The organism is Cupriavidus consociatus (assembly GCF_017814975.1).
In the GTDB taxonomy this organism is placed as follows: domain Bacteria; phylum Pseudomonadota; class Gammaproteobacteria; order Burkholderiales; family Burkholderiaceae; genus Cupriavidus; species Cupriavidus consociatus.
The window spans coordinates 345,685-367,175 of the sequence record NZ_JAGIQA010000002.1 but is presented as its reverse complement, the minus strand read 5'-3'; the positions used below and the strand labels follow the sequence as shown (position 1 = coordinate 367,175).

The window sequence follows — 21,491 nt, the reverse complement described above, 5'->3', positions numbered from 1 at the left end:
CGGTGCAAGGCCGGCCGGCTTGCCCCGTCAGGTGGTTGTGGTGCCCGGGATGCGGGGCGAGCCGGTGCCGCTGTGCGGCCCCGCAGCCTGGTACGCCTCCAGCGCCGCCTGCTTGGACGGATGGAACAGAATCCCGGTGCCGTCCGGCGCGATGCCGCGCTGGCTCAGCCATGCGGTCAGCTGCGCCGTGCGCCCGGCGATCACCAGCTGGGCGCCGCGGGCCGCGAGCTGGGCCTGCAGGTCGCGCATCATGGTGGCGCCGGTCAGGTCCACGTGCGCGATCGAAATGGCATCGATCACCACCCAGCGCGCGTCATGCAGCGCCGCCAGCGCGAGGACGCGCTGGCGCACGAAATCCGCGTTGAAGAACGTCAGCGGCGACTCGAAGCGGTAGATCAGCAGGCCCGGCACGGCCCTGGCCGCGGGGTAGTGGGCGAGTTCGTAGAAACCGTCGTGCCCGCTCCACAGGCCTAGCTGCTGCTCGCCGGGCCGCGCCATCTGCGCCAGGAAGCGCAGCAGGGCAATGGCCACCGCCAGCAGGATTCCCGACATCACGCCCAGCAGCACCACGCCCGCCACCGTGACCAGCGCAATGCCATGCTCGCTGCGGCTGTAGCGGCGCAGCGCCATCAGGCCGCCGAAGTCGAACAGGCTGAACGCCGACGCGATCAGGATCGCGCCGAGCGCCGCCGCGGGCAGTGCGGCCAGCAGGTCGGTGAGAAACAGCAACACCAGCAGCACGGCCAGGGCGCCGATCACCGACACCATGCGCGTGCGCCCGCCGGCGGCCTCATTGATGGCGGTGCGCGAACTCGAGCCGCTGACCGCGAAGCCCTGGCTGAGCGCGCTGGCGATGCTGGCCGCGCCGATGCCGATGAATTCCTGGCTGGCATCGATACTGTAGCCGTTGCGCGCGGCGAAGCTGCGGCTGGTCAGCAGGCCGCTGCTGAGCGACACCAGCGCCAGCGCGGCAGCGGCCGGGAACAGCGTGCCGAACAGCTCGTGCGGCATCGACGGCGCGATCAGCGGCGGCAGGCCGGCGGGCACCGGGCCGATCACTTGCACCCCCAGCCCCTGCAATCCCAGCATCCATGTGACAAAGGTCGCCACCGCGAGCGCGAACAACGCCCCCGGCGCGCGCGGCTGCCAGGCCCGGGCACCGAAGTACACCGCCAGCGTCAGCGCGGCCAGCGCGGCGGTGGGCCAGTGGATGCCGCCGAGCTGCCGCAGCAGCGACTCCGCCTGGCCGATCACGTCGCGGCCGGCCAGCGCCAGTCCGGTGACCTTGCCGAGCTGGCTGAAGGCAATATTGATGGCTACGCCGTTGAGCAGGCCGGCCAGGATCGGCACCGACAGAAAGTCGGCAAGAAACCCCAGCCTGAATTTGCCGGCGAGCACACAGAACACGCCGGTCAGCAAGGTCAGGGAAACCGACAGCGCCCGGTAGGCCTCGCTGTCGGGCAGCGCCAGCGGCGACAGCGTCGCCGCGATCATGGCGCAGGTGGCAGCGTCGGGCCCGACGATCATCTGGCGGGACGAGCCGAACAGCGCATAGGCCAGCATCGGCAAGACCACGCTGTACAGGCCCACCACCGGGCTGAATCCCGCAAGCTGGGCATAGGCCACGCTGATCGGCAGGCTGACCGCGGCCACCGACACGCCGGCCTGCAGGTCCACGCCGAAATCGGCGCGGCGGTAGTGCAGCAGCTCGGCGGCGCCGGGCATCAGGCGCGCCAGCGTGGCGCGCAGCAGGTTGCGGGACCGCGCCGGCAAGCCGTCCGATACCACGGCCGGCCGCTAGGCCTTTCTTCCGGGCTGCTTGAACAGCTCGCCGGCCTCCTTGACGTTCTGCTCGGCGCGCTTGCCGATGATGGCCAGCGCCTCGGCCTGCGCCTTCTGCGCGGTCACGGCCAGCTCGCGCATGTTCTCGAATGCCTGGTGCAGTGCCTGCTGCACCAGCTCGCCCTGCCTGGCCATCGCCTCGGCCGGATTGCCGGCGGTGCCGTACTGCTGCGCCGCGGCCTGCAGCTGCTGCATGGTCTGCATGAAGATTTCCTGCTGCTTCTGCATCACGGCCTGCATGCCGGCGTAGGCCAGCTGGTTGGCCTCGGTCAAGGCCTCGATATCCTTGCGGCGCGCCTCGATCACGGCGTTCATGTCGAGGCCCGGCACGCGGAACTGTTCCATCAGCTTGGTGAAATCGGCAAAAGGATTGGGAGGCGTGGCCATGCTGGATCTCCAGGTGGGAAAGCGTGAGCAACGGCGGCGCGAGCCGGCTGGACGGCCCCGGCGCCGGGAATCCCTCCACTATAGCCGCAATCCGCACAGTTCTCGCCGTCAATCGAGGAAGACCCTAAAGTTTCGGCCCCCGAAGCCGTTGCTATCCATAGCCCGCACCTGCGCCGGCCCATCGGGCCCGCCCGCGGACGACAAGAGCGGAGAACGCCGCGCCCACCGAGCGCCGGCACTTCGCCATAACCAGTCCTAATCAGGTAGAAGATATGAAGAATCTGGGAATCGGGGTCCGCCTCGGCATCGGCTTTGGGGTGGTATTGCTGCTGTCAGCGCTCATGACGGTATTTGGCATGATGCGCCTGCAGCAGGTGGCAGAGCGCACCCACGCGATGATGCAGCAGCCGCTGACCAAGGAGCGGCTGGTCAGTGACTGGTACCGGCTCATGCACACCAGCGTGCGCCGCACCACCGCGGTGGCGCGCAGCGCCGACCCGTCGCTGGGCCAGTTCTTTGCGGCCGAGACCAAGGCGTCGATCGAAGGCATCGCGCAGCTGCGCGACAAGCTGCAGCCGATGCTCGGTTCCGAGCAGGAAAAGGCCGCGTTCCAGAAGATCCTGAGCGTGCGCGACCCATACAACAACGGCCGCGACAAGATCACCAGGCTCAAGCAGGAAGGCCTGACCGAAGAGGCCAACCAGGTGCTGGAGAAAGAGTTTGTCCCCGCCGGCGACGCCTACCTCGCCGAGATCCAGAAGCTGCTCGACATCCAGCGCACCAGCATCGACGCCACCGCGCGCGAGATCAACGGCATCTACGTCAATGCGCGCAACAGCCTGATCGTGCTGGGCGTGGTGGTGCTCGGGATCGGCATTGCGCTCTCGATCTGGCTGACCAGCGGCATCACGCGCCCGCTGCATCGCGCGGTGGCGGTGGCCCGCACCGTCGCTTCCGGCGATCTCACCAGCCGCATCGAGGTCGACAGCCGCGACGAAACCGGCCAGTTGCTGCAGGCATTGGCCGACATGAACGCCAATATCCTGCGCATCGTGCGCCAGGTGCGCGCGGGCACCGAGTCGATCGTGTCGGGCACCAGCCAGATCGCGGCCGGCAACACCGACCTGTCGCAGCGTACTGAGGAACAGGCCTCGTCGCTGCAGCAGACCGCGGCCAGCATGGAAGAGCTGACCAGCATCGTGCGCCAGAACGCGGACAATGCGCGCCAGGCCAGCACGCTGGCGGTCAATGCCTCGGACATCGCCGAGAAGGGCGGCGCAGTCGCGGGCAAGGTGGCCGAGACCATGGAAGAGATCAACGGCGCGTCGAAGAAGGTGGTCGACATCATTGCCGTGATCGAAGGCATTGCCTTCCAGACCAATATCCTGGCGCTGAATGCGGCAGTGGAAGCGGCGCGTGCCGGCGAGCAGGGCCGGGGCTTTGCCGTGGTGGCGGGCGAAGTGCGCAGCCTGGCGCAGCGCAGCGCGACCGCGGCCAAGGAGATCAAGGCACTGATCGGGGATTCGGTCGATCGCGTCGAGAAGGGCTCCATGCTGGTGACGCAGTCAGGCCAGACCATGGAAGAGATCGTCGCGGCGGTCAAGCGCGTGACCGACATCATGGGTGAAATCAGCGCGGCGTCGGCCGAGCAAAGTTCGGGGATCGAGCAGGTGAACCAGGCGGTGACGCAGATGGATACGGTGACGCAGCAGAACGCGGCGCTGGTGGAAGAGGCGGCCGCGGCGGCGGGTTCGCTGGAGGAGCAGGCGCAGCGGCTGAAGGAAGCGGTGGCGACGTTCAGGCTGGCGGCCTGAAGGCGAGCCGCCGGTTTTCTCCCCTCTCCCTCAGGGAGAGGGGCGGGGGAGAGGGCAGCGTTGCCACGAAGTGACGCGGCGTCGTGCTTGCCACGCGCCGGCCCTCTCCTCCAACCCCTCTCCCGCTCATTGTCATCCGCGCGATTCGGTTCGCGGCTGCTGCTGAAGGGCAGGTTGTTGTCGTTGCCGACCACGATATGCGTGGCGTCGACCACCTCGACGTCCTCGATGGTGAAGAACGGGAACGCCAGCACCCCGTCGGTCAGCAGCTTGCGCGCCAGCTTGCGCGGGTCGGCAATGCGCAGCAAGTCGACATAGCCGATCTTGCGCACCGGCCCGCCGGCATTGGCGTCGGTCAGTTCGACCTTGTAGACACGCTTGAACTTCGCCACATTATCGAAGCAATCCGGCCGCTTCTGCCCGGCCGGGCAGCCCTTGTCCGGCGTGCCCTCGCCGTTGTCGCGCTCGATGATCAGGCCATGGCTGGCGTCGATCATGTTGAAGTCGCCGATGGCGCGGCTGGCGCCTTCCAGCACAAAAGCGTGATACGTCGGGCGCACTTCGGAGGTTGGCGGCCCGGGCGACAGGTTGTCCCGAAATGTCAATTTGGGGGCCTGGCCGGCACCGTTCGGGTGCAACCGGCGAAATCGGGCGCCACAGGCCGGGCGCGGGCCCGATTTTCTGCCCGATTGCCGCGCAAAAAACGGTGGTTTTCAGACTCCTGAAAGCAAACTGAGGCAAAATTCTATTTTTCGCCTAGTTTGAGTTTGTTGCCCTGCCAGGGACCCCACAGCCCGGCAGGCAGATATCCCACCCACCGATAGAGGATCTGAGAGAAGCAATGAGTACCCAGCAACCCACCATCATCTACACGCTGACCGACGAAGCCCCGCTGCTGGCGACCAGTGCGTTCCTCCCGATCATCCAGACCTTCACCAAGCCGGCCGGCATCAATGTCACCACCAGCGACATCTCCGTCGCCGGCCGTATCCTGGGCGAGTTTCCCGAATTCCTGACCGAGGAACAGCGCGTGCCGGACAACCTGGCCGAGCTGGGCAAGCTGACGCAGCTGCCGGAAACCAACATCATCAAGCTGCCCAACATCAGCGCCTCGGTGCACCAGCTGGTCAGCGCCATCCGCGAGCTGCAGGGCAAGGGCTACAAGGTGCCGGACTATCCGGAAGACCCGAAGAACGACGAAGAGAAGGCCATCCAGAAGCGCTATTCCAAGTGCCTGGGCTCGGCCGTGAACCCGGTCCTGCGCGAAGGCAACTCCGACCGCCGCGCCCCGGCCGCGGTCAAGAATTTCGCGCGCAAGCACCCGCACAGCATGGGCGAGTGGAGCATGGCCTCGCGCACGCACGTGGCCCACATGAAGCACGGCGACTTCTACCACGGCGAGAAGTCGCTGACGCTCGACAAGGCGCGCGACGTCAAGATGGAGCTGGTCACCAAGAGCGGCAAGACCATCGTGCTCAAGCCCAAGGTTTCGCTGCAGGACGGCGAGATCATCGACAGCATGTTCATGAGCAAGAAGGCGCTGTGCGACTTCTATGAAGAGCAGTTCGAAGACGCCCGCGCCACCGGCGTGATGCTGTCGCTGCACGTCAAGGCGACCATGATGAAGGTGTCGCACCCGATCGTGTTCGGCCACGCCGTCAAGATCTTCTACAAGGAAGCCTTCGCCAAGCACGGCGCGCTGTTCGACGAACTGGGCGTCAACGTCAACAACGGCCTGGTCAACCTGTACGAGAAGATCGAGTCGCTGCCCAGCTCCAAGCGCGAAGAGATCATCCGCGACCTGCACGCCTGCCACGAGCATCGCCCTGAACTGGCGATGGTCGATTCGGCCAAGGGCATCTCGAACCTGCACGCGCCGAACGACGTGATCGTCGATGCGTCGATGCCGGCCATGATCCGCATCGGCGGCAAGATGTGGGGTGCCGACGGCCGTCCGAAGGACACCAAGGCCGTGATTCCCGAAAGCACCTTTGCCCGCATCTACCAGGAAATCATCAATTTCTGCAAGACCAACGGCAACTTCGACCCGACCACCATGGGCACGGTGCCGAACGTCGGCCTGATGGCACAGAAGGCCGAGGAATACGGCTCGCACGACAAGACCTTCGAGATCTCCGAAGACGGCGTGGCCAACATCGTCGACGTGGCCACCAATGAAGTGCTGCTGACGCAGACCGTCGAGCAGGGCGACATCTGGCGCATGTGCCAGGTCAAGGACGCCCCGATCCGCGACTGGGTCAAGCTGGCCGTCACGCGCGCGCGCAACTCGGGCATGCCGGCCGTGTTCTGGCTGGACCCGTACCGTCCGCACGAGGCCGAACTGATCAAGAAGGTCGACACCTACCTGAAGGACTACGACACCAACGGCCTGGACATCCAGATCATGTCGCAGGTGCGCGCCATGCGCTACACGCTGGAACGCGTGATCCGCGGCCTGGACACCATCTCGGTGACCGGCAACATCCTGCGCGATTACCTGACCGACCTGTTCCCGATCATGGAACTGGGCACCAGCGCCAAGATGCTGTCGATCGTTCCGCTGATGGCCGGCGGCGGCATGTATGAAACGGGCGCCGGCGGTTCGGCTCCGAAGCACGTCAAGCAGCTGGTGGAAGAGAACCACCTGCGCTGGGATTCGCTGGGCGAGTTCCTGGCGCTGGCGGTGTCGCTGGAAGACGTCGGCATCAAGACGGGCAATGCCCGCGCCAAGATCCTGGCGAAGACACTGGATGCCGCCACCGGCAAGCTGCTCGACAACAACAAGAGCCCGTCGCCCAAGACCGGCCAGCTGGATAACCGCGGCAGCCAGTTCTACCTGGCGATGTACTGGGCCCAGGAACTGGCCGCCCAGTCGGACGACGCGGAACTGGCCGCCAAGTTCGCGCCGCTGGCCAAGACGCTGACCGACAACGAGCAGAACATCGTGGCCGAGCTGGCTGCGGTACAAGGCAAGCCGGTCGACATCGGTGGCTACTACCAGCCGGACGCAGCCAAGCTCAGCGCAGCGATGCGCCCGAGCCAGACGCTGAACGCCGCGCTGGCGTCGGTCACTGGCTGATCGGACCGGCCCGCATGGCGGGCCGGCAGGGACGCAACCCCGGGTACGAAGTCCCCGGGGTTTTTTCTTTTCCGGGCTGGATTAAGTGTCCGGCTGCACTTCCCAGCCTTGCTCCGTGCCCTTTTTCTGGTCCCGGTAAGTCCAGCGCGCGCCGCAGTCCTGGCACACAAAGGTGCTGATGGTCACGGCGGCTGACCCGGGCGGCTTGATGCGTTGGGTATCGGTAATGCGCAGCGCGGCATGCCCGGGGGCGCCGCGGCGGTGGCGTTCGATGGCCTGGCAGGCAGTGCAGAGTGTCATCCGGTCTTGTCCGTTCGATGCGGCACTGTAGCACGCACGGACAGCGCGCGACGCAGCCAGCGCATGCGCCACATGTTGACAGCGACCTTCTGCTTGCCATGTACTCAGCCCGGCGGCCTCGATCAAGGCGCTGTCCCCGGGCGCGTCTTGCCGCCTCAATGCATCGCACGAGGCGCAGGGCGCCTCCCGGAACCATGTTGCATGAACCGGACTTGGTCTCGGCCGTCCCCAAGATGGGGCCGCTGTGCTCAGTTGTAGCCCAGCACGGCGATGTCGGCGACATCGGGACGGTCGTTCGAGTTGTGCATCAGGACTTCCGATGGTTTCCTGCGCACTGCGTTATTGCTCGCCATATAGGGCCGAGTATTCCTGGCGTATCGATTGCCGGGCTCACGTCCGGTCACGCTGTTGAGGGAAGGCATGTTGACTGTCATCTGCTACTCCTGAAGAGGCGCTCGCTTGGCGTTCCTGGTCCGCTCAACCAGCAGCCGCCACGATGACCACCTCGATAAGCTTGTCAGGCGACGCGAGCGTAGCGCCGACTGTCGCGCGTGGCGGGGTATGGCCCGGGATCACCCATGCATCCCAGACTTCGTTCATCGCCGCAACTTGCGACATATCGGTGAGGAAGATCTGGCAGGACAGGATGCGGGATTTGTCCGAGCCGTGCTCGGCCAGCAGCGCGTCCACCGATGCCAGCACCTGGCGGGTTTGCCCCGCCATGTCCTGCGAGATGTCGCTAGGCACCTGGCCTGCGAGGTACAGCACGCCCTGGTGCACGGCGGCCTGGGACAAGCGCTTTCCTACATGACTACGATGAATGTCAGGCATATCGGTTTCTCGGTGTGGTGGTTGAAATCTAGCGTTCAGGGCCCGCTTGCGAAGCCTGGTATCGGATGGCAGATACGACGCCGATGCGCCGGAACGGCTCCGGCGGCAGCCAGCTGGGTCCTTCCAGGCTGAGTGCATCGGCCAGGTACGAGGAATGCTCGTCGAGGGCCAGTTCGCCAAGCAGCCTGCCGTACGTGCTGCCCTTGAGAACGCCGGCGCCATTGCAGCCCAGTGAAGCGAAGAGTCCCGGCTTGATCTGCCCGAAAAACGTGGCGCCATTGCGTGTCAAAGCCGTTGTTCCGCCCCAGACGTACTCGAACTGGTGGGAACGCATATCGGGATAGCGGCGCTGATAGCTTTGCGTCAGCAAGGCCAGCGTTTCGCTCGACGATTGCTCACGTTCATACGAGTACGCACTGCGCACCATGAAGCGCCCGTCCCGAATGCGGCGCAGTGTCGTGCCGAGCCGGTTGGCAGGGATGACTCCCCATTCGGCGGCGTCGCCGAGTTTTGCGAGCTCGGCCTCCGGCAGCCGGGGTGTCACGGCGGCGTAGGTGAAAATGGTGATGAGCCGGTCGCGCAGAATGCCAAGCGCTTTGGCGAAGCCGTTGTTGGCGAGCATGACGCGATCGGCGGTGTACTCCGCGCGGATCGTCCTGACCTTGAAGGGTGCGGCATGGCTCAGCGAGACCACGGGCTCGTTCTCCGCCAGCAGGACATTGGCCGGCAGGGAATCTGCGAGTCCCCGGATCAGCGCCGCGGGCTGGACAAAGACGTTGTTCGGCGCGTGATAGCCGTATCGGTAATAGCTGGTGCCAAGCTTCTGTTCAAGCGCGGACCGGTCGAACTCCGTGTAGGCCACGCCCCAGTCGCGGTATTGGCTTAGCGTGGCCTGGAGGTTTTCCACTCCTGCCTCGCTGGCTGCCGCATGGAATTTGCCGATCGGATTCCAGCCGCAATCAATGCCGTGTTCGCGCACTGCCTGCTCGAGCCAGCGCAGCCCGGCGTCGTACATGCGGATCTGCTTGCGGGCGACTTCGACGGGACTGGTATGGCCACCCATCCTGGTGTTGTGCGGCACGTTGATGATGAAGCCGGAGTTGCGGCCGGAAGATCCTTCACCGACCGTGGCGGCTTCCAGCACCAGCACTTGCTCGTTGGGGCGCAATTCCGCAACGCGCCGCGCCGCGGCAAGACCGGTATAGCCGCCGCCGATCACGATAATGCCAAACCGGCGTGTGGCCGCCAAAGTTCGCGGCCGCCGCGGCGGCAACATGGCGTTCCAGCCAGAGCGCTGCTGGTATGTCGGGTACATGCCGACGGATGAATCAATGGATGACATAGATCTTCAGTTCGGAATGACTAGTTGAGATGCAATGTGGCACCGACCGCCGGCATGACGCTGGCAATCTCGGCAAGAACGTTGTCAGCAAGGACATGGCGGCTCGCCTGGTAGAAGAACTCTCCGGTCTCCTCATATTCGCCGGCACGTGATATCTGGTAGATCGTCCGCGCCAGGGGCGGGCCCTTGATCGGCAGGATGTGCACATTGTCGAGATGCGCGCGGTTCTGCAAGAGGACAAGAGGTGTGGTGATGGCCCAGCCGAGGTCGGCGGTCACCATCGCCAGCACCAGGTCGGAGGCATCGATCTCGATATGCCGCTTTGCGGTAATGCCGCAGCGTCGCAGATAGCGCTCCGTGAGGGCACCGTAGTGAGATCTGGTGCTGAAGCGCACCAGCGGAAGCTCGCGCGCCAGTTGTCGCAGGTCGCCGTCGCGAAACTGGCTGCGTCGGGCGGCGGGCAGCACGATGACGAACGGCTCGGTGAACAATGGCCGTCGCACCAGGTTCTCGCTGTCATCCATCGGATCCGAGGTGACAATCAGGTCGAGTTGCCGCTGCAGCAGCGCTTGCGCGTGGCTGTCGGCCAGGCCGGACCAAAGCAGCACCTGGTTTCCCTTCTGGATGGCTTCCTTGATGACGGCTGGCCCGACGGTTGCCGCGTACGAGTCGACCATGCCGATGCGGATCTCCGGGCGATTGACAAGGTCCGATGCGCGAACCAGTGCCAGCAGCCGGTCCATCTCATCGACGACGTTATGCCCGTGGCGCCGCAGCGCCATGCCGGCGGGCGTCAGCTTCATCGGCCGGCGCGCGCGGTCGAGCACCTTGGTGCCGAGCAGTTCCTCGATCTGCATGATGGCCTGCGACACGGCTGACTGCGTGACGCCAAGCTTGCTTGCCGCCATGGACACACTGCCGCTCCTGGCTACCGCTTCAAATACACGCAGAGAGCGCACGTCAAACCGCAACTCGTTCACGATGTCTCCTCGTTAGTAGAGGAGATGCTAGGCCATCGCACCAGCTTGCAGCACCAGTATTAAGAAGGCTAATGACAGAATTCAGAAAGCCTTGTTTTGTCCCCCAAGTTGGGGCGCCACGGAGGCATGAGGCGCCCTGGAGGTGCATCGGAGCCCTGCGACGCGTTGTGCGCAGGGGTGCAGGCAGTTACCTGGTACGCCGGCTTTCGTCCCAGGTGAAGCAGGCCAGCGACAGCGATGCCGCGGCATTGAAGAGGTGCAAGGCGTTCTGTCCGAACTCGGTCATCATCGCTGAAACCAGCGCCGGCCCAATGAGGCCACCGATGGAGAAGAGGATGATCAGCATGGCGCTGAGTGCTACCCGATGCTCCGGCGACGTGCGATCGTTGACGTGCGAGGCGATCAGGCCGTATTGCGTGAAAGTCATTGCGACAAACAGGAATGTCGACGCCGTGGCGAGCCAGGACGACTCCATGATGACAGGTGGCAAGCTCACGCAAGCCGAGCCTACGGCCAGCCGGGCGGAGAGCGCGCATCGGTTCATGCGGTCCGATAGCCTTCCGACTGGCCATTGGCTGAACAGGGCGCACATGAGCGAACCACCGGTTACCAGGGAAAGTTCCGCGATCGAAAACCCGCTGCGGGCAAGGTACACCGGCATCAGGGAGTAGAAGGTGCCATAAAGAAGGCCGGCGAGAATGCAACCGGGCACGGCGACAGGCGCCTTGTGCATCATGTCGCGCACGCTGTCGGTCCACGCGTTGGCATCGGTCCTTGCAAGGCGCTTGTCCGGCACCCGTGACGGCCATCCTTGCATGATCGTGATCGGCAGCACCGCGGCGGTGAATAGCGCAATGACGAGAAGGAGTTGTGCCTGGCTGCCTGGCGCACCGACATTCAGCAGGAGCTGGCCAGCGCCCACGGCCAGGAAGTTGATGGCCTGATAGGAACCGAAGACGCTGCCGCGCATCGAGTTCGGCACCGAGCCGTTGAGCCAGCTCTCCACCGTGGTATAGATGCCCATCAGCGCGAATCCGGTTCCCAGGCGGAAGGCACAGAGGCTGAGTGTGGAGTCGGACAAGGAGAAGGCCATCGCAAACAGCGATGCCGTGGCAGCGAACGCTACGAATGCACGATGCTGGCCAATGCGCTCGATCAGTGCGCGGGTGAAGAATGCGCCCAGAATGAAGCCGCCGTAGTAGCAGGACTGGACCACGCCGATCAGCGTGGTTGGCGCGTTGAAGCGCAGCATCTGGAACGGGATCGCGCTGGTGAAAAGCCCGTTACCTACGATGAACACCCCGTAAGCCGCAAGCAGTCCGAGGAGTCCCGGATATACACTGGCGGATGGGCACGTGACCACCGCCGCCCCGGAAGGCGGGCTGTTGTGGACGGCACCAAGCAGAGAGGCTTCGGACAGCGGACCTGGACGGTCAGCCTCCGGATTTTCCGTTGCGACGGAATTCGGCAGGTCTCGGGGGAACATTGGTATTGCTGGCTGGTAGGTTTCTTGGATTGTGCCCGGGATGGGAAACGACGGTCGGGCCAGCGGGCTCGCCCTGTTCACCAGCATCGCGCCCGCGCTACCCGCAAGATATTCTCTGCGCCGGGTTCGGTGCTGCGGTATCTGGATCAGCAGTCGTGATGCAGAGCTTCATCGCGGCTAATGATCCGGCGGGATCCTTTTGGCCGACCTATGGTCGAAGTTCGAGGCCTGTGCCCGTTTGCGAGGAAACAATGCGATGACCGATACCCAATACAAGTTCAGAAAGGGCACGGCGCCCATACTCATTTCGATCCCTCACCTGGGTAGGGAAATCCCGCCGGAGATCCAGGCAGAAATGAATCCCCACGCGGCCGAGGTATCGGACACCGACTGGCACCTGGACCGCATCTATGCTTTCGCCGAGGCCATCGGTGCGTCGGTGCTATGCGCCCGCTACTCCCGCTATGTGGTGGACCTGAATCGTCCGGCGTCGGGCGAGAGCCTTTATCCCGGCCAGACCACGACGGGGCTGTTCCCGACCGAGACGTTTCGCGGCGAGCCGTTGTACCGGAATGAAAAGGGGCCGGATGCTGCCACTGCTGCGGAACGCCTGGAGACTTACTGGCTGCCATATCATGCAAAGCTCGAAAGTGAACTCGCGCGGCTGAAGGCGGAATTCGGCGCGGTACTCCTTTGGGAAGGGCACTCCATTGCGAGCGAGCTTCCGCGGCTGTTCGACGGCAAGCTGCCCGATCTCAATCTCGGTACGGATTCGGGGAAGAGCTGTGCGCCACACATCCTCCAGGCGGTCACTGCGACGCTGTCCGACCAGCCCTTCAGCTGGGTCGCGAACGGGCGGTTCAAGGGCGGCTATATCACCCGCCACTACGGTAATCCCGGGCAAGGCATCCACGCGATTCAGCTCGAGATGTGCCAGTCCACTTACATGAATGAGCTGGCGCCGTTCGAATATCGGGACGATCTGGCCGAAGGCGTCAAGCCCGTGGTCGAGCGCATGGTCCGGGCTGCCCTGGCAGCGGTTCGCGAGACGTAGGCCCATTGGGCGCCGGCAGGGGAACCGTCGGCTGCACCAGGCATGAATGGACCTCGATTGAGGTCCATTTTTGCTGGGAGACGAAGCGGGTGCGAGGAGAAAGCACCGTACCCATGCGGGCGTCAAGGTGCTAACGCATTCCCGCTTCAGACGTTGCCGGTCAGCTGAGGAAGCACTTCAAACAGATCGCCGACAATGCCATAGTCAGCGACACCAAAGATCGGTGCTTCCGGATCCTTGTTGACCGCGACGATCACCTTCGAGTCCTTCATACCCGCCAGATGCTGGATGGCACCGGAAATGCCAACTGCAATATACAGCTCGGGCGCGACAATTTTCCCGGTCTGGCCGATCTGCAGGTCGTTCGGCGCGAATCCGGAGTCCACCGCGGCGCGCGAGGCGCCAATGGCAGCGTTGAGCTTCTCGGCCAGCGGATTCAGCAGCGCAAAGTTCTCGGCACTGCCCAGGCCCCGTCCGCCAGACACCACTACCTTGGCGCTCGTCAGGTCGGGTCGGTCGCTCTTCACCAGGTCGCGGCGAACGAACCTGGACAGGCCGCTGTCGCCGACTGCCGGTGCCTGCTCGATCGCCGCGTTGCCGCCGTCCGCCGGCGCGGCATCGAAGGCCGTCGCGCGCACCGTGGCGACGACGACTGCGTCGGTGGACTGCACCGTCGCGATGGCGTTGCCCGCGTAGATCGGGCGTTTGAAGGTGTCGGCGGCTTCGACGGTGACGATCTCGGAGATCTGGGACACATCGAGCCTGGCTGCGACGCGAGGCGCAACGTTCTTGCCGGAGGGTGTCGCCGCGAAGAAGATGTGCGTATATGCAGGCGCCAGCGCGACCACCTGCGCCGCGACGTTCTCCGCCAGCGCGTCGGCAAAGTGGGGGGCATCCACCAGAATGACCTTGTCGGCGCCCTGGATGCGGCTGGCCGCTTCTGCCGCGGCTTGCGCTGCAAGGCCCGCTACCAGCACGTGGACGGGTGCGCCGATCTTCAAGGCAGCGCTGACCGTGTTGTACGTCGCGCCCTTGAGCTGGGTGTTGTCGTGTTCGGCAATAACGAGGGTCGTCATGGTTAGATCACCTTTGCTTCGTTTTTCAGTTTGGCGATGAGGGTGGCGACGTCTGGCACGACGACGCCCGGCTTGCGGGCGGCAGGCTCTTCGACGCGGAGCGTTTTCAGGCGCGGGCTGGGATCGACGTTCAGCGCTGCGGCGGTCACGATGTCCAGCGGCTTCTTCTTCGCCTTCATGATGTTCGGCAGCGTCACGTAGCGCGGCTCGTTGAGGCGCAGGTCCGTCGTGACGATCGCCGGAAGCTTCAGCGCAATGACTTCCTGGCCCCCGTCGACTTCCCGCGTCACCGTTGCCCAGCCGTCGTTCACTTCGATCTGGCTGGCGAAGGTGGCCTGGGGCCAATCGAGCAGCGCGGCCAGCAGCTGACCCGTCTGGCCCGCATCGTCATCGATGGCTTGCTTGCCCAGGATGACCAGGGCGGGCTGCTCCTTGTCGACGACGGCCTTGAGCAGCTTGGCGACGGCGAGGGACTGCAGTTCTGCGTCGGTTTCGACCAGGATGCCGCGATCGGCACCGATCGCCAGCGCGGTGCGCAGCGTCTCCTGGCTTTGCGTGGTGCCGCACGACACGGCGATCACTTCGGAAGCCACGCCGGCTTCCTTCATGCGGGTGGCCGCTTCGACGGCGATTTCATCGAACGGGTTGATGGACATCTTGACGTTGCCGATGTCGACACCGGTCTGGTCCGACTTGACGCGGACCTTGACGTTGTAGTCCACCACTCGTTTGACTGCTGCGATAACTTTCATTGCATATTCCTAAATGTGCTTCGTGGTGCGTTGGATTGGCTCGATCAACGCCACAACTGGTGGGCGGTTGCCGATAGGGTTGCGGTCATCGCGGATCACCCGCACCGCTTCCGCAACCGAAGGGAGCGCGAGAAACTGCCTCGGTGGAATGGTGATGGCGGTGCCGGCGCGGCTCCCGCGGACGACGCATCGGGAGTGCCCGGCGAGAATCACCGCGGCCGAGCCGGCCGGCAGGGTGAATTCCGAGTCGAGAAGGTGGGCGCTCGGCAGGTATTTGTCCGTCCGTGCCATGATGTTCAGTGCCACCACCGGGGCGTCGATCAGCGATGCCGTCCAGTTGATGGAACCGTCATAGATCGTCGGCACCAGGTACTGGAGCGGCACCACCCGCTCCGCGGCCCGCAGCACCACGCCTTTTCCTTCAACGACGAGCGATAACCGTGTCATGCCTTCGAAGCGCGAGTACGGCCCGTTCGCATCCACATTGGCCACGCTGATGCGCCACTCGCCATCGCGCTCGGCCAGCAATCGCGTGACCCCGCCGCCGTTCTGCCAGGGCTGTGCGGGCACGAGGCGCAGCCATTTCGCTTCGAGCTGGCTCATGTCAGTGGCGATCAGGAAACCGCGCCGAGGCCGTACTTCCCGGTCAGGAGATCGCCGGTTTCGAAGCGCTCGATGGAGTACGGCTTCAGCGAGACATCCGTCGGCAGGCCAAGCGCCTCCTGGGCGAGCACGCGACCGACCGTCGGCGACAGCTTGAAGCCATGGCCCGAGAAGCCATAGCCGACAACCAGGCCTTCGATTCCCGGCAGCTTGCCAAGGACGGGATTCCAGTCCGGCGTCACGTCGTAGACCCCGGTCCACGAAGACGCGATGCCGGCCGTCTCGTAGTTCGGGAAACGCTCGGCCACCTGTGCGCCGACTTCGACGATGTAATCCATCGGGATGTCGCCTTGCTCCACCTCCGCGGATTGCAGCTTCTCGCCTACGATGCCTTCGCTCACGAGCATCTGGCTGCCGCCATAGCTGCGGCAGTAGAGCATGCCGGGCGAGCCCAGATCCTTGAAGACCGGCATCGTGTAGCTGTACTTCGCTTCGTTGCATTCCAGGGCCAGCACGGCATGGCGTTCCGGCACCACGGGCAGCGAGCGGCCGGTCCACCCGGCCAGCTCCGGCGTCCAGATGTTCTGGGTGCTGATCACCATAGACGTGGAGAAGTCGCCGATCGAAGTCGAGACACCGACAACCTTGCCGTTCTCGATCAGGACGCGATGGACCTCGGCATTCTCGCGGACCGTCACGCCGCCGCGGCGCGCGGCACGGGCAAAGCTGGTGGCGACCAGGTAGGCATCCGCAAAGCCGGCTTCGGGCTCATAGCCGATCAGGGCCGCGTCTTCGAACTGCGCAATGGGCAACAGTTCCTTCGCCTGCTTGCGGTCCAGAAATTCCAGGGGAATGCCTTGTTCCTGCTGCTGCCTGAGCGAAGCGCGCAGCGGCTCAAGCTTGTCGCCTTCCGGCGAGACGATCATGTAGCCGCACTTGACCAGCCCGCACGAAGCCTCGTCATCGCCGAGGTATGTGGCGAAGTCCTTGAACACTGCCCAGGAATGGCGGGCCAGCTCGACGTTCTCCTTGACCGAATAGTGGGTCCGGAGGATGCCCGAGGATTGGGAAGTCGTCCCGGCACCGATGCTGCCCCGGTCGAGCACCAGGACGCTCTTTGCGCCGAACCTGGCGAGATGAAATGCTACCGAGCTGCCGATGACACCGGCGCCGATCACCACTACGTCGTATGAATTCACAGATGCACCTTCCATTGAGAGGTTGTGTCGGAAGTCTGGTGCAGGAGCAACGGTGGACCGGCTTATATAAGCGCAAGCGATTCTTAGCAGAATCGGAAGCAAACCTGGGTGCCTTTTGCGGCATGTTTCAGGGTGGATCGCCGTTCCAACGGCATTCCTGGCCGAGGGTTGGCTGATAGTTGCCGCGAACTGCACGCTCCTTTCGCGGATCGCAGGCCATAACACGTATCGTGGCGACGGCTCCTAGAATGAATAAGAGGCGCGTCCGTGCAATGGGTTGGATCTGGCGCGCACTGAGGTGAAGGAACGGAGTGCGACCATGCCGAATGAAACCGACTATGACTCCCTTGCCGTGGAAGTTGAGCGATTCTGGACAGAGGACCTGGAAGGCAAGGGGCATGTCGAGGTGCGAAGCTTCGATAATCCCGAATTCGTTGTCACGCTGGTGGCGGTGGCCAGGGACAGGAGTGGCCGCTGCTGGCTTCGGTGCAAGGACGGGACGCGGCGCTATTCCCTGCTATGGTGGCCCGCGCAGTTTTATTTTGCTGGCAGCCGCCCCGACGATGAATTGATCCGGCCGAAGCGGGCGAGGGAGCCGGGCCTGCTGGAGTGACAGCAGCAAGTCCTGACGGCAAGAGGGATCATCGGCCCGGGTGCAGCGCAATGTCAGAGCGCCGCCGTTCCATGTTAGAGTCACCGCTCACTTGAATGCCGATAATGAGAGAGAGAGCAACCGAACGGTACCCGGACTGGGACCTCCTCGCCAGCTGGGTGGCTGTTGTCGAAGCCGGTTCGATATCCGATGCCGCCGACCGGCTGAATATCTCCCAGGCTGGCGTTTCGCAGCGCATCAAGGCGCTGGAGACGCTGCTCGATACGATGCTTCTCGACCGCGCAACGCGGCCCGCCCGCCCGACGGCTGCGGGCCAGCGACTGTTCGACCAGGCGACCGTCCTGCTGCAGGGCGCCGACCAGATGGTGGAGAGCGTACGGAACGTTACCCGGGCCAAGCGCGTCGTCGTCCGGCTTGGTTGCGTCGATTCGTTTGCGGCAACGATCGGTCCAATCATCATCAAGGCGTTGTCCGGCACCTCGCATCAGATTCGGCTCTGGTCTGGTATTACCCCGGCACTCGATGCCCAGCTCGAGGCACGCCAGCTTGATATCGCCGTGACGACAAGCGATATGGCGCAATCGCCGGGGGTGCGGAAGCGCAAGTTGTTTACCGAGCCCTACTTCGTTGTCCTGCCGAAGGATTTCGACATCGATCGCTTTACGACGCTGGCGGACCTGAGCAAACACCTCCAGCTGATCCGGTATAGCGCGCGTTCCGTGATTGGCCAGCACGTCGACTCGTATCTCGCGGCGCACGCGGAGAATATCGAGCGCTCGTGCGAATTCGACGCGACCGACCCGATGCTTAGCCTGGTGGCGGCCGGGCTTGGCTTTGCCATTACCACGCCACTGTGCGTATGGCAGTCGCGCCACTATGTGCCTGAAATCAAGGTCGTGCCGCTATCGGCGTTCTCGCGGCATGGACGCCCGTACGGCGGCTTGAGCCGTTCGTTTTTCCTTTCGTTTCGCGAGAATGAGCTTGGCCATTTACCCGCGGACCTCTATGACATGCTCCGGCGTGTCTTCGAGCGACAGGTTTCGCACGACATCGCCAGGGCGATGGCGCTGAAGCCGGAAGACGTTTGCCTGCAAGTCGAGGAGTAGGGCCAGCAGCGCATGCCCGGCGGCTGCCGGCGCGATCAACCCTTGGTCCGCGGCGCCGCGCGCAAATTCCGTTTCCAGACGTCTCCCGTGGCATCGTCGATGACGCCATGGAAAATGCCGCGCACCTCTTCAATGGAGATGGTTGCGGCAACACGGTGTTCGATCCAGAGCCCGTGCACCAGGCCCATGGCCTGGATTGCGTAGACATTGGCCAGGGTTCGGCTGCAGCCGGCTTCTCGCAGATCATGCGTGAAGTTCGAGCGCAAGCGGCGCGAGAAGGCCGCACACAGCCGCTGAACCTGCCGGTCGTGCGCGGATGAACTCCACATGTGTGGCCAGACGTTGGCCACGCCGGGGCTAAGCACTTCATCGCTGAAACACATGTCGGCCGTGAACTTCATGCGATCGATGGGATCCGCGATGTCCCGCCTGCCGGCAGTCAGTTGTTCCCGTACGCGCTTGATCAGATACACGAACGTCCTGTAGACCAGGTCGCTCTTGTTATCGAAGTGGTGATGCACCAGCCCGACCGAGACGCCGGCGAATTCACTGACCTTGCGAATGGTGAGGTTCTCCAGGCCAACCTGGCCGACCACCTCCAGCGTGGCTTCCACCAACTTGAGTGGCATGCCCTCGAACAGGGCGGCATCTTCCCTGGCATTGCGAGCGCCGAGGGTTTCCATGGTGTCTTTATTCATTCCAACGGTACTTGACTGAGCCATTTCTGATGGCAGGCGGAATCGGTCGCGAAGCGTTGGGCCTAATGGTACCTCTGTTTACTGCGCTCTGAACAATCGTTCAGGGCTATTGGACGCCGTCTCGCAGGCGTACCGTCGTTGTCTTATTGAACATACGTTCACTGATTCGGTGCCGAACGCATCAATCTTCGGCGTTTGAATTAAGGGTTTTCCCTTGTTCTGTACGGGGAAACTAAGGGAATACCAGATATTTGAGTCCCGCCTCGCTGCATGTATAGTTCGCTTGGTCGCTGTTGATTGAACGTATGTTCAGTGCTAGCCAGGCGGGACTTTCGAGGTGCATGCGTCACTGACGTCGATAGTGCCTCTTTCTCCTCTCTGTTCCGGCGAGATATGCCGGTTCGGGTGAACGAGCGATCAGCCCAATCTGCCGTACTCGCCCGGAAAGATGTGCGTCATGAATCACGGTCCACCCGGGCAAGCCATGCGCAGATCACGCGGCTTGTCGAATGCGGCCGCTTTGAAGGGCCTCCCGATTAGCCCATCACTGCATTGGATTCATTGCATAAGTGGGGGTGAAGCAATAAGGAGTTCGTTTTGTTCCCACTAATCTCGAAAGCGAAGTCGCCAGGGAGAAAGAGAAACACAGAATCCCTTTCCATCCACCCGACTACCCGGTTTTGTTTTAAACGTTTTGTTAAGGAGTGAGCGTGATTTCAGGTCCCCAATTTCCGATGCCGGCAAATGAACCGGAAGTGAGTTTTCGTCCGGGAACGGAAGCAGCACATGCACTGAGCAAAGCCATCGAGCAGCGCGAAGTTGTCGAAATTCCCACTGTCATTGGCGGCAAAAAGTACTTCTCGAACGACACGGTCGACGTCCGCGCTCCGCATGACCACCAACGGCTGCTCGCCCGCATCCACCGGCCCACGGAGAGCCAGGTACAGGAAGCCATCGCAAACTCGAAGACCGTGGCGCGCGACTGGGCGGCCCTGACGCAAGCGAGCCGCGCCACGATCCTGCACCGTGCCGCCGAGATCATCGCGACCCGACTGCGTGTCAAGATCAATGCGGCAACCATGCTGGGCCAGAGCAAGACGATCGACCAGGCCGAACCCGACAGCGCTTGCGAACTGATCGACTTCCTGCGCTTCAACGCCTTCAATGCGCAGCGCGTCTATGCCGAGCAGCCCCTGTCGGTGCCGACGGCCGTCAACCGCGCTGACTGGCGCCCCCTGGAGGGCTTCGTCTATGCCGTCTCGCCGTTCAATTTCACGGCAATTGGCGGCAACCTGACCACCGCGCCGGCAATCATGGGCAATACGGTGCTCTGGAAGCCGTCCGAGAAATCGGCGCTGGCCAACTACATCTTCTACCAAGCGCTCGAGGAGGCCGGCCTGCCGCCGGGCGTGATCAACTTCGTCCCGGGCGAAGCCGAGATGACCACCCGCGTTGCGCTCGGCTCGGCGGACCTCGCCGGCATCCATTTCACCGGTTCGTCGCCGGTGTTCCAGTCGCTGTGGAAGGGCGTTGCATCCAAGGTCGATGCATACCGCACGATCCCGCGCCTGGTCGGCGAGACCGGCGGCAAGGATTTCGTCCTGGCGCACGCATCCGCCAACGCGTCGGAAGTCGCGATCGCGCTGATCCGCGGTGCCTTCGAGTACCAGGGGCAAAAGTGCAGCGCCGCTTCGCGCGCCTATATTCCGCGCAGCCTGTGGCCGGCCGTTTCGCAGGAACTGCGCGCCCGGCTTGCCGAGCTCAAGGTGGGCGATGTCGCCGACTTTAATACCTTCATGGGCGCCGTGATTTCCCAGGCGTCGTATGAAAAGCTGAGCCGCGTGCTGGCGGCCGCCAGGGACGACAGTGCCGTGAACGTTGTCTTCGGCGGCAAGACATGGTCGGAGCCTGGCTACTTTGTCGAGCCGACGGTGCTGGAGGTGTCGAACCCCAAGCATGACCTGATGACGCACGAGTTGTTCGGCCCGGTGCTGTCGGTCTATGTCTATGACGACAACGCGTGGGACGAGACCCTCGCGCTGATCGACGCGACCAGCCCATACGCGCTGACGGGCTCGATCTTCAGCTATGACCGCTTCGCATTGCACCAGGCTGAGTCGGTGCTGATCAATGCGGCCGGCAACCTGTACCTGAACGACAAGCCCACTGGCGCCATGATCGGCCAGCAACCTTTCGGCGGCGGGCGTGCCAGCGGCACCAATGACAAGGCCGGTTCGTACCTGAACCTGCTGCGCTGGGCATCGCCGCGCGTCGTCAAGGAAACGTACCTGCCCCCGCGCGACTGGCGCTTTGGCGCCTGATTTGCCAG

At 63.7% G+C, this 21,491-nt stretch carries 19 protein-coding genes and 1 pseudogene; 6 read left to right on the top strand and 14 right to left on the bottom strand.

Going from position 1 to position 21,491, the window contains the following annotated elements:
- Positions 1-27: 27 nt before the first annotated feature.
- Positions 28-1,773 (bottom strand): SulP family inorganic anion transporter, encoded by a 1,746-nt coding sequence (locus tag J8I82_RS04815; protein ID WP_209754877.1) that lies wholly within the window; start codon positions 1,771-1,773, stop codon positions 28-30.
- Positions 1,774-1,797: 24 nt separating this feature from the next.
- Positions 1,798-2,229, bottom strand: coding sequence for a phasin family protein (locus J8I82_RS04810; protein WP_209754875.1), 432 nt, complete (start codon positions 2,227-2,229; stop codon positions 1,798-1,800).
- A gap of 272 nt (positions 2,230-2,501) precedes the next feature.
- On the opposite strand from J8I82_RS04810, the gene J8I82_RS04805 reads away from it, so the two are divergent.
- Positions 2,502-4,043: a methyl-accepting chemotaxis protein gene (locus J8I82_RS04805; RefSeq protein ID WP_209754873.1), complete on the top strand. Its 1,542-nt coding sequence runs from the start codon at positions 2,502-2,504 to the stop codon at positions 4,041-4,043.
- A gap of 125 nt (positions 4,044-4,168) precedes the next feature.
- Here the strand turns inward: J8I82_RS04805 and J8I82_RS04800 are convergent.
- Positions 4,169-4,582, bottom strand: a pseudogene (locus tag J8I82_RS04800) (esterase-like activity of phytase family protein); the annotation flags it as partial.
- Positions 4,583-4,884: 302 nt separating this feature from the next.
- Between J8I82_RS04800 and J8I82_RS04795 the strand changes: the two are divergent.
- Positions 4,885-7,122, top strand: coding sequence for an NADP-dependent isocitrate dehydrogenase (locus tag J8I82_RS04795; RefSeq protein WP_209754871.1), 2,238 nt, complete (start codon positions 4,885-4,887; stop codon positions 7,120-7,122).
- 81 nt (positions 7,123-7,203) lie between these two features.
- Here the strand turns inward: J8I82_RS04795 and J8I82_RS04790 are convergent, their stop codons facing one another.
- From J8I82_RS04790 to J8I82_RS04765, 6 genes are all read right to left on the bottom strand, one after another.
- A complete protein-coding gene (locus J8I82_RS04790; protein ID WP_209754869.1) occupies positions 7,204-7,422 on the bottom strand; it encodes a hypothetical protein in 219 nt (72 codons plus the stop codon).
- Positions 7,423-7,670: 248 nt separating this feature from the next.
- Positions 7,671-7,856 carry a hypothetical protein gene (locus J8I82_RS04785; protein ID WP_209754867.1) on the bottom strand — a complete coding sequence of 62 codons (186 nt, stop codon included), beginning with the start codon at positions 7,854-7,856 and terminating at the stop codon, positions 7,671-7,673.
- A 43-nt stretch (positions 7,857-7,899) separates the two neighbouring features.
- Positions 7,900-8,253 (bottom strand): RidA family protein, encoded by a 354-nt coding sequence (locus J8I82_RS04780; RefSeq protein ID WP_209754865.1) that lies wholly within the window; start codon positions 8,251-8,253, stop codon positions 7,900-7,902.
- 28 nt (positions 8,254-8,281) lie between these two features.
- Positions 8,282-9,595 carry an NAD(P)/FAD-dependent oxidoreductase gene (locus J8I82_RS04775; RefSeq protein ID WP_209754863.1) on the bottom strand — a complete coding sequence of 438 codons (1,314 nt, stop codon included), beginning with the start codon at positions 9,593-9,595 and terminating at the stop codon, positions 8,282-8,284.
- A 20-nt stretch (positions 9,596-9,615) separates the two neighbouring features.
- Positions 9,616-10,554 (bottom strand): LysR family transcriptional regulator, encoded by a 939-nt coding sequence (locus J8I82_RS04770; RefSeq protein ID WP_284182902.1) that lies wholly within the window; start codon positions 10,552-10,554, stop codon positions 9,616-9,618.
- Positions 10,555-10,762: 208 nt separating this feature from the next.
- A complete protein-coding gene (locus tag J8I82_RS04765; RefSeq protein WP_209754861.1) occupies positions 10,763-12,061 on the bottom strand; it encodes an MFS transporter in 1,299 nt (432 codons plus the stop codon).
- A 256-nt stretch (positions 12,062-12,317) separates the two neighbouring features.
- Between J8I82_RS04765 and hutG the strand changes: the two genes are divergently transcribed.
- Positions 12,318-13,115, top strand: coding sequence for an N-formylglutamate deformylase (gene hutG, locus J8I82_RS04760; protein WP_209754859.1), 798 nt, complete (start codon positions 12,318-12,320; stop codon positions 13,113-13,115).
- A 146-nt stretch (positions 13,116-13,261) separates the two neighbouring features.
- Here the strand turns inward: hutG and J8I82_RS04755 are convergent, their stop codons facing one another.
- The 4 genes from J8I82_RS04755 to J8I82_RS04740 are packed head-to-tail and all read right to left on the bottom strand — an operon-like array spanning position 13,262 to position 16,745.
- Positions 13,262-14,191 (bottom strand): electron transfer flavoprotein subunit alpha/FixB family protein, encoded by a 930-nt coding sequence (locus tag J8I82_RS04755; protein ID WP_209754857.1) that lies wholly within the window; start codon positions 14,189-14,191, stop codon positions 13,262-13,264.
- A 2-nt stretch (positions 14,192-14,193) separates the two neighbouring features.
- A complete protein-coding gene (locus J8I82_RS04750; RefSeq protein ID WP_209754855.1) occupies positions 14,194-14,943 on the bottom strand; it encodes an electron transfer flavoprotein subunit beta/FixA family protein in 750 nt (249 codons plus the stop codon).
- Positions 14,944-14,952: 9 nt separating this feature from the next.
- Positions 14,953-15,546: a HutD family protein gene (locus J8I82_RS04745; RefSeq protein WP_209754853.1), complete on the bottom strand. Its 594-nt coding sequence runs from the start codon at positions 15,544-15,546 to the stop codon at positions 14,953-14,955.
- Positions 15,547-15,557: 11 nt separating this feature from the next.
- Entirely contained in the window at positions 15,558-16,745 is a 1,188-nt protein-coding gene (locus J8I82_RS04740; protein WP_209754851.1) for an NAD(P)/FAD-dependent oxidoreductase, read from the bottom strand.
- Positions 16,746-17,064: 319 nt separating this feature from the next.
- On the opposite strand from J8I82_RS04740, the gene J8I82_RS04735 reads away from it, so the two are divergent.
- Together J8I82_RS04735 and J8I82_RS04730 are read left to right on the top strand one after the other, a co-directional pair.
- The gene (locus J8I82_RS04735; RefSeq protein ID WP_209754849.1) at positions 17,065-17,358 is read left to right on the top strand and encodes a hypothetical protein; all 294 of its coding nucleotides are present in this window, start codon (positions 17,065-17,067) and stop codon (positions 17,356-17,358) included.
- 95 nt (positions 17,359-17,453) lie between these two features.
- Positions 17,454-18,464: a LysR family transcriptional regulator gene (locus J8I82_RS04730; RefSeq protein WP_209754848.1), complete on the top strand. Its 1,011-nt coding sequence runs from the start codon at positions 17,454-17,456 to the stop codon at positions 18,462-18,464.
- A 35-nt stretch (positions 18,465-18,499) separates the two neighbouring features.
- On the opposite strand, the gene J8I82_RS04725 is transcribed toward J8I82_RS04730, so the two are convergent.
- Positions 18,500-19,162, bottom strand: a complete 663-nt coding sequence (locus J8I82_RS04725; RefSeq protein WP_209754847.1) for a TetR family transcriptional regulator C-terminal domain-containing protein — start codon at positions 19,160-19,162, stop codon at positions 18,500-18,502.
- A 734-nt stretch (positions 19,163-19,896) separates the two neighbouring features.
- On the opposite strand from J8I82_RS04725, the gene pruA reads away from it, so the two are divergent.
- Positions 19,897-21,483 carry an L-glutamate gamma-semialdehyde dehydrogenase gene (pruA, locus tag J8I82_RS04720; RefSeq protein WP_245179399.1) on the top strand — a complete coding sequence of 529 codons (1,587 nt, stop codon included), beginning with the start codon at positions 19,897-19,899 and terminating at the stop codon, positions 21,481-21,483.
- Positions 21,484-21,491 lie beyond the last annotated feature (8 nt).

Coding starts and splice junctions, on each gene's coding strand:
- J8I82_RS04805 (WP_209754873.1), top strand. CDS start 2,502: ATGAAGAATCTGGGAATCGGGGTCCGCCTCGGCATCGGCTTTGGGGTG.
- J8I82_RS04735 (WP_209754849.1), top strand. CDS start 17,065: ATGCCGAATGAAACCGACTATGACTCCCTTGCCGTGGAAGTTGAGCGA.
- J8I82_RS04780 (WP_209754865.1), bottom strand. CDS start 8,253: ATGCCTGACATTCATCGTAGTCATGTAGGAAAGCGCTTGTCCCAGGCC.
- J8I82_RS04785 (WP_209754867.1), bottom strand. CDS start 7,856: ATGACAGTCAACATGCCTTCCCTCAACAGCGTGACCGGACGTGAGCCC.
- J8I82_RS04795 (WP_209754871.1), top strand. CDS start 4,885: ATGAGTACCCAGCAACCCACCATCATCTACACGCTGACCGACGAAGCC.
- J8I82_RS04745 (WP_209754853.1), bottom strand. CDS start 15,546: ATGAGCCAGCTCGAAGCGAAATGGCTGCGCCTCGTGCCCGCACAGCCC.
- J8I82_RS04755 (WP_209754857.1), bottom strand. CDS start 14,191: ATGACGACCCTCGTTATTGCCGAACACGACAACACCCAGCTCAAGGGC.
- J8I82_RS04810 (WP_209754875.1), bottom strand. CDS start 2,229: ATGGCCACGCCTCCCAATCCTTTTGCCGATTTCACCAAGCTGATGGAA.
- J8I82_RS04790 (WP_209754869.1), bottom strand. CDS start 7,422: ATGACACTCTGCACTGCCTGCCAGGCCATCGAACGCCACCGCCGCGGC.
- J8I82_RS04750 (WP_209754855.1), bottom strand. CDS start 14,943: ATGAAAGTTATCGCAGCAGTCAAACGAGTGGTGGACTACAACGTCAAG.
- pruA (WP_245179399.1), top strand. CDS start 19,897: ATGCCGGCAAATGAACCGGAAGTGAGTTTTCGTCCGGGAACGGAAGCA.
- J8I82_RS04775 (WP_209754863.1), bottom strand. CDS start 9,595: ATGTCATCCATTGATTCATCCGTCGGCATGTACCCGACATACCAGCAG.
- J8I82_RS04725 (WP_209754847.1), bottom strand. CDS start 19,162: ATGAATAAAGACACCATGGAAACCCTCGGCGCTCGCAATGCCAGGGAA.
- hutG (WP_209754859.1), top strand. CDS start 12,318: ATGACCGATACCCAATACAAGTTCAGAAAGGGCACGGCGCCCATACTC.
- J8I82_RS04765 (WP_209754861.1), bottom strand. CDS start 12,061: ATGTTCCCCCGAGACCTGCCGAATTCCGTCGCAACGGAAAATCCGGAG.
- J8I82_RS04730 (WP_209754848.1), top strand. CDS start 17,454: ATGCCGATAATGAGAGAGAGAGCAACCGAACGGTACCCGGACTGGGAC.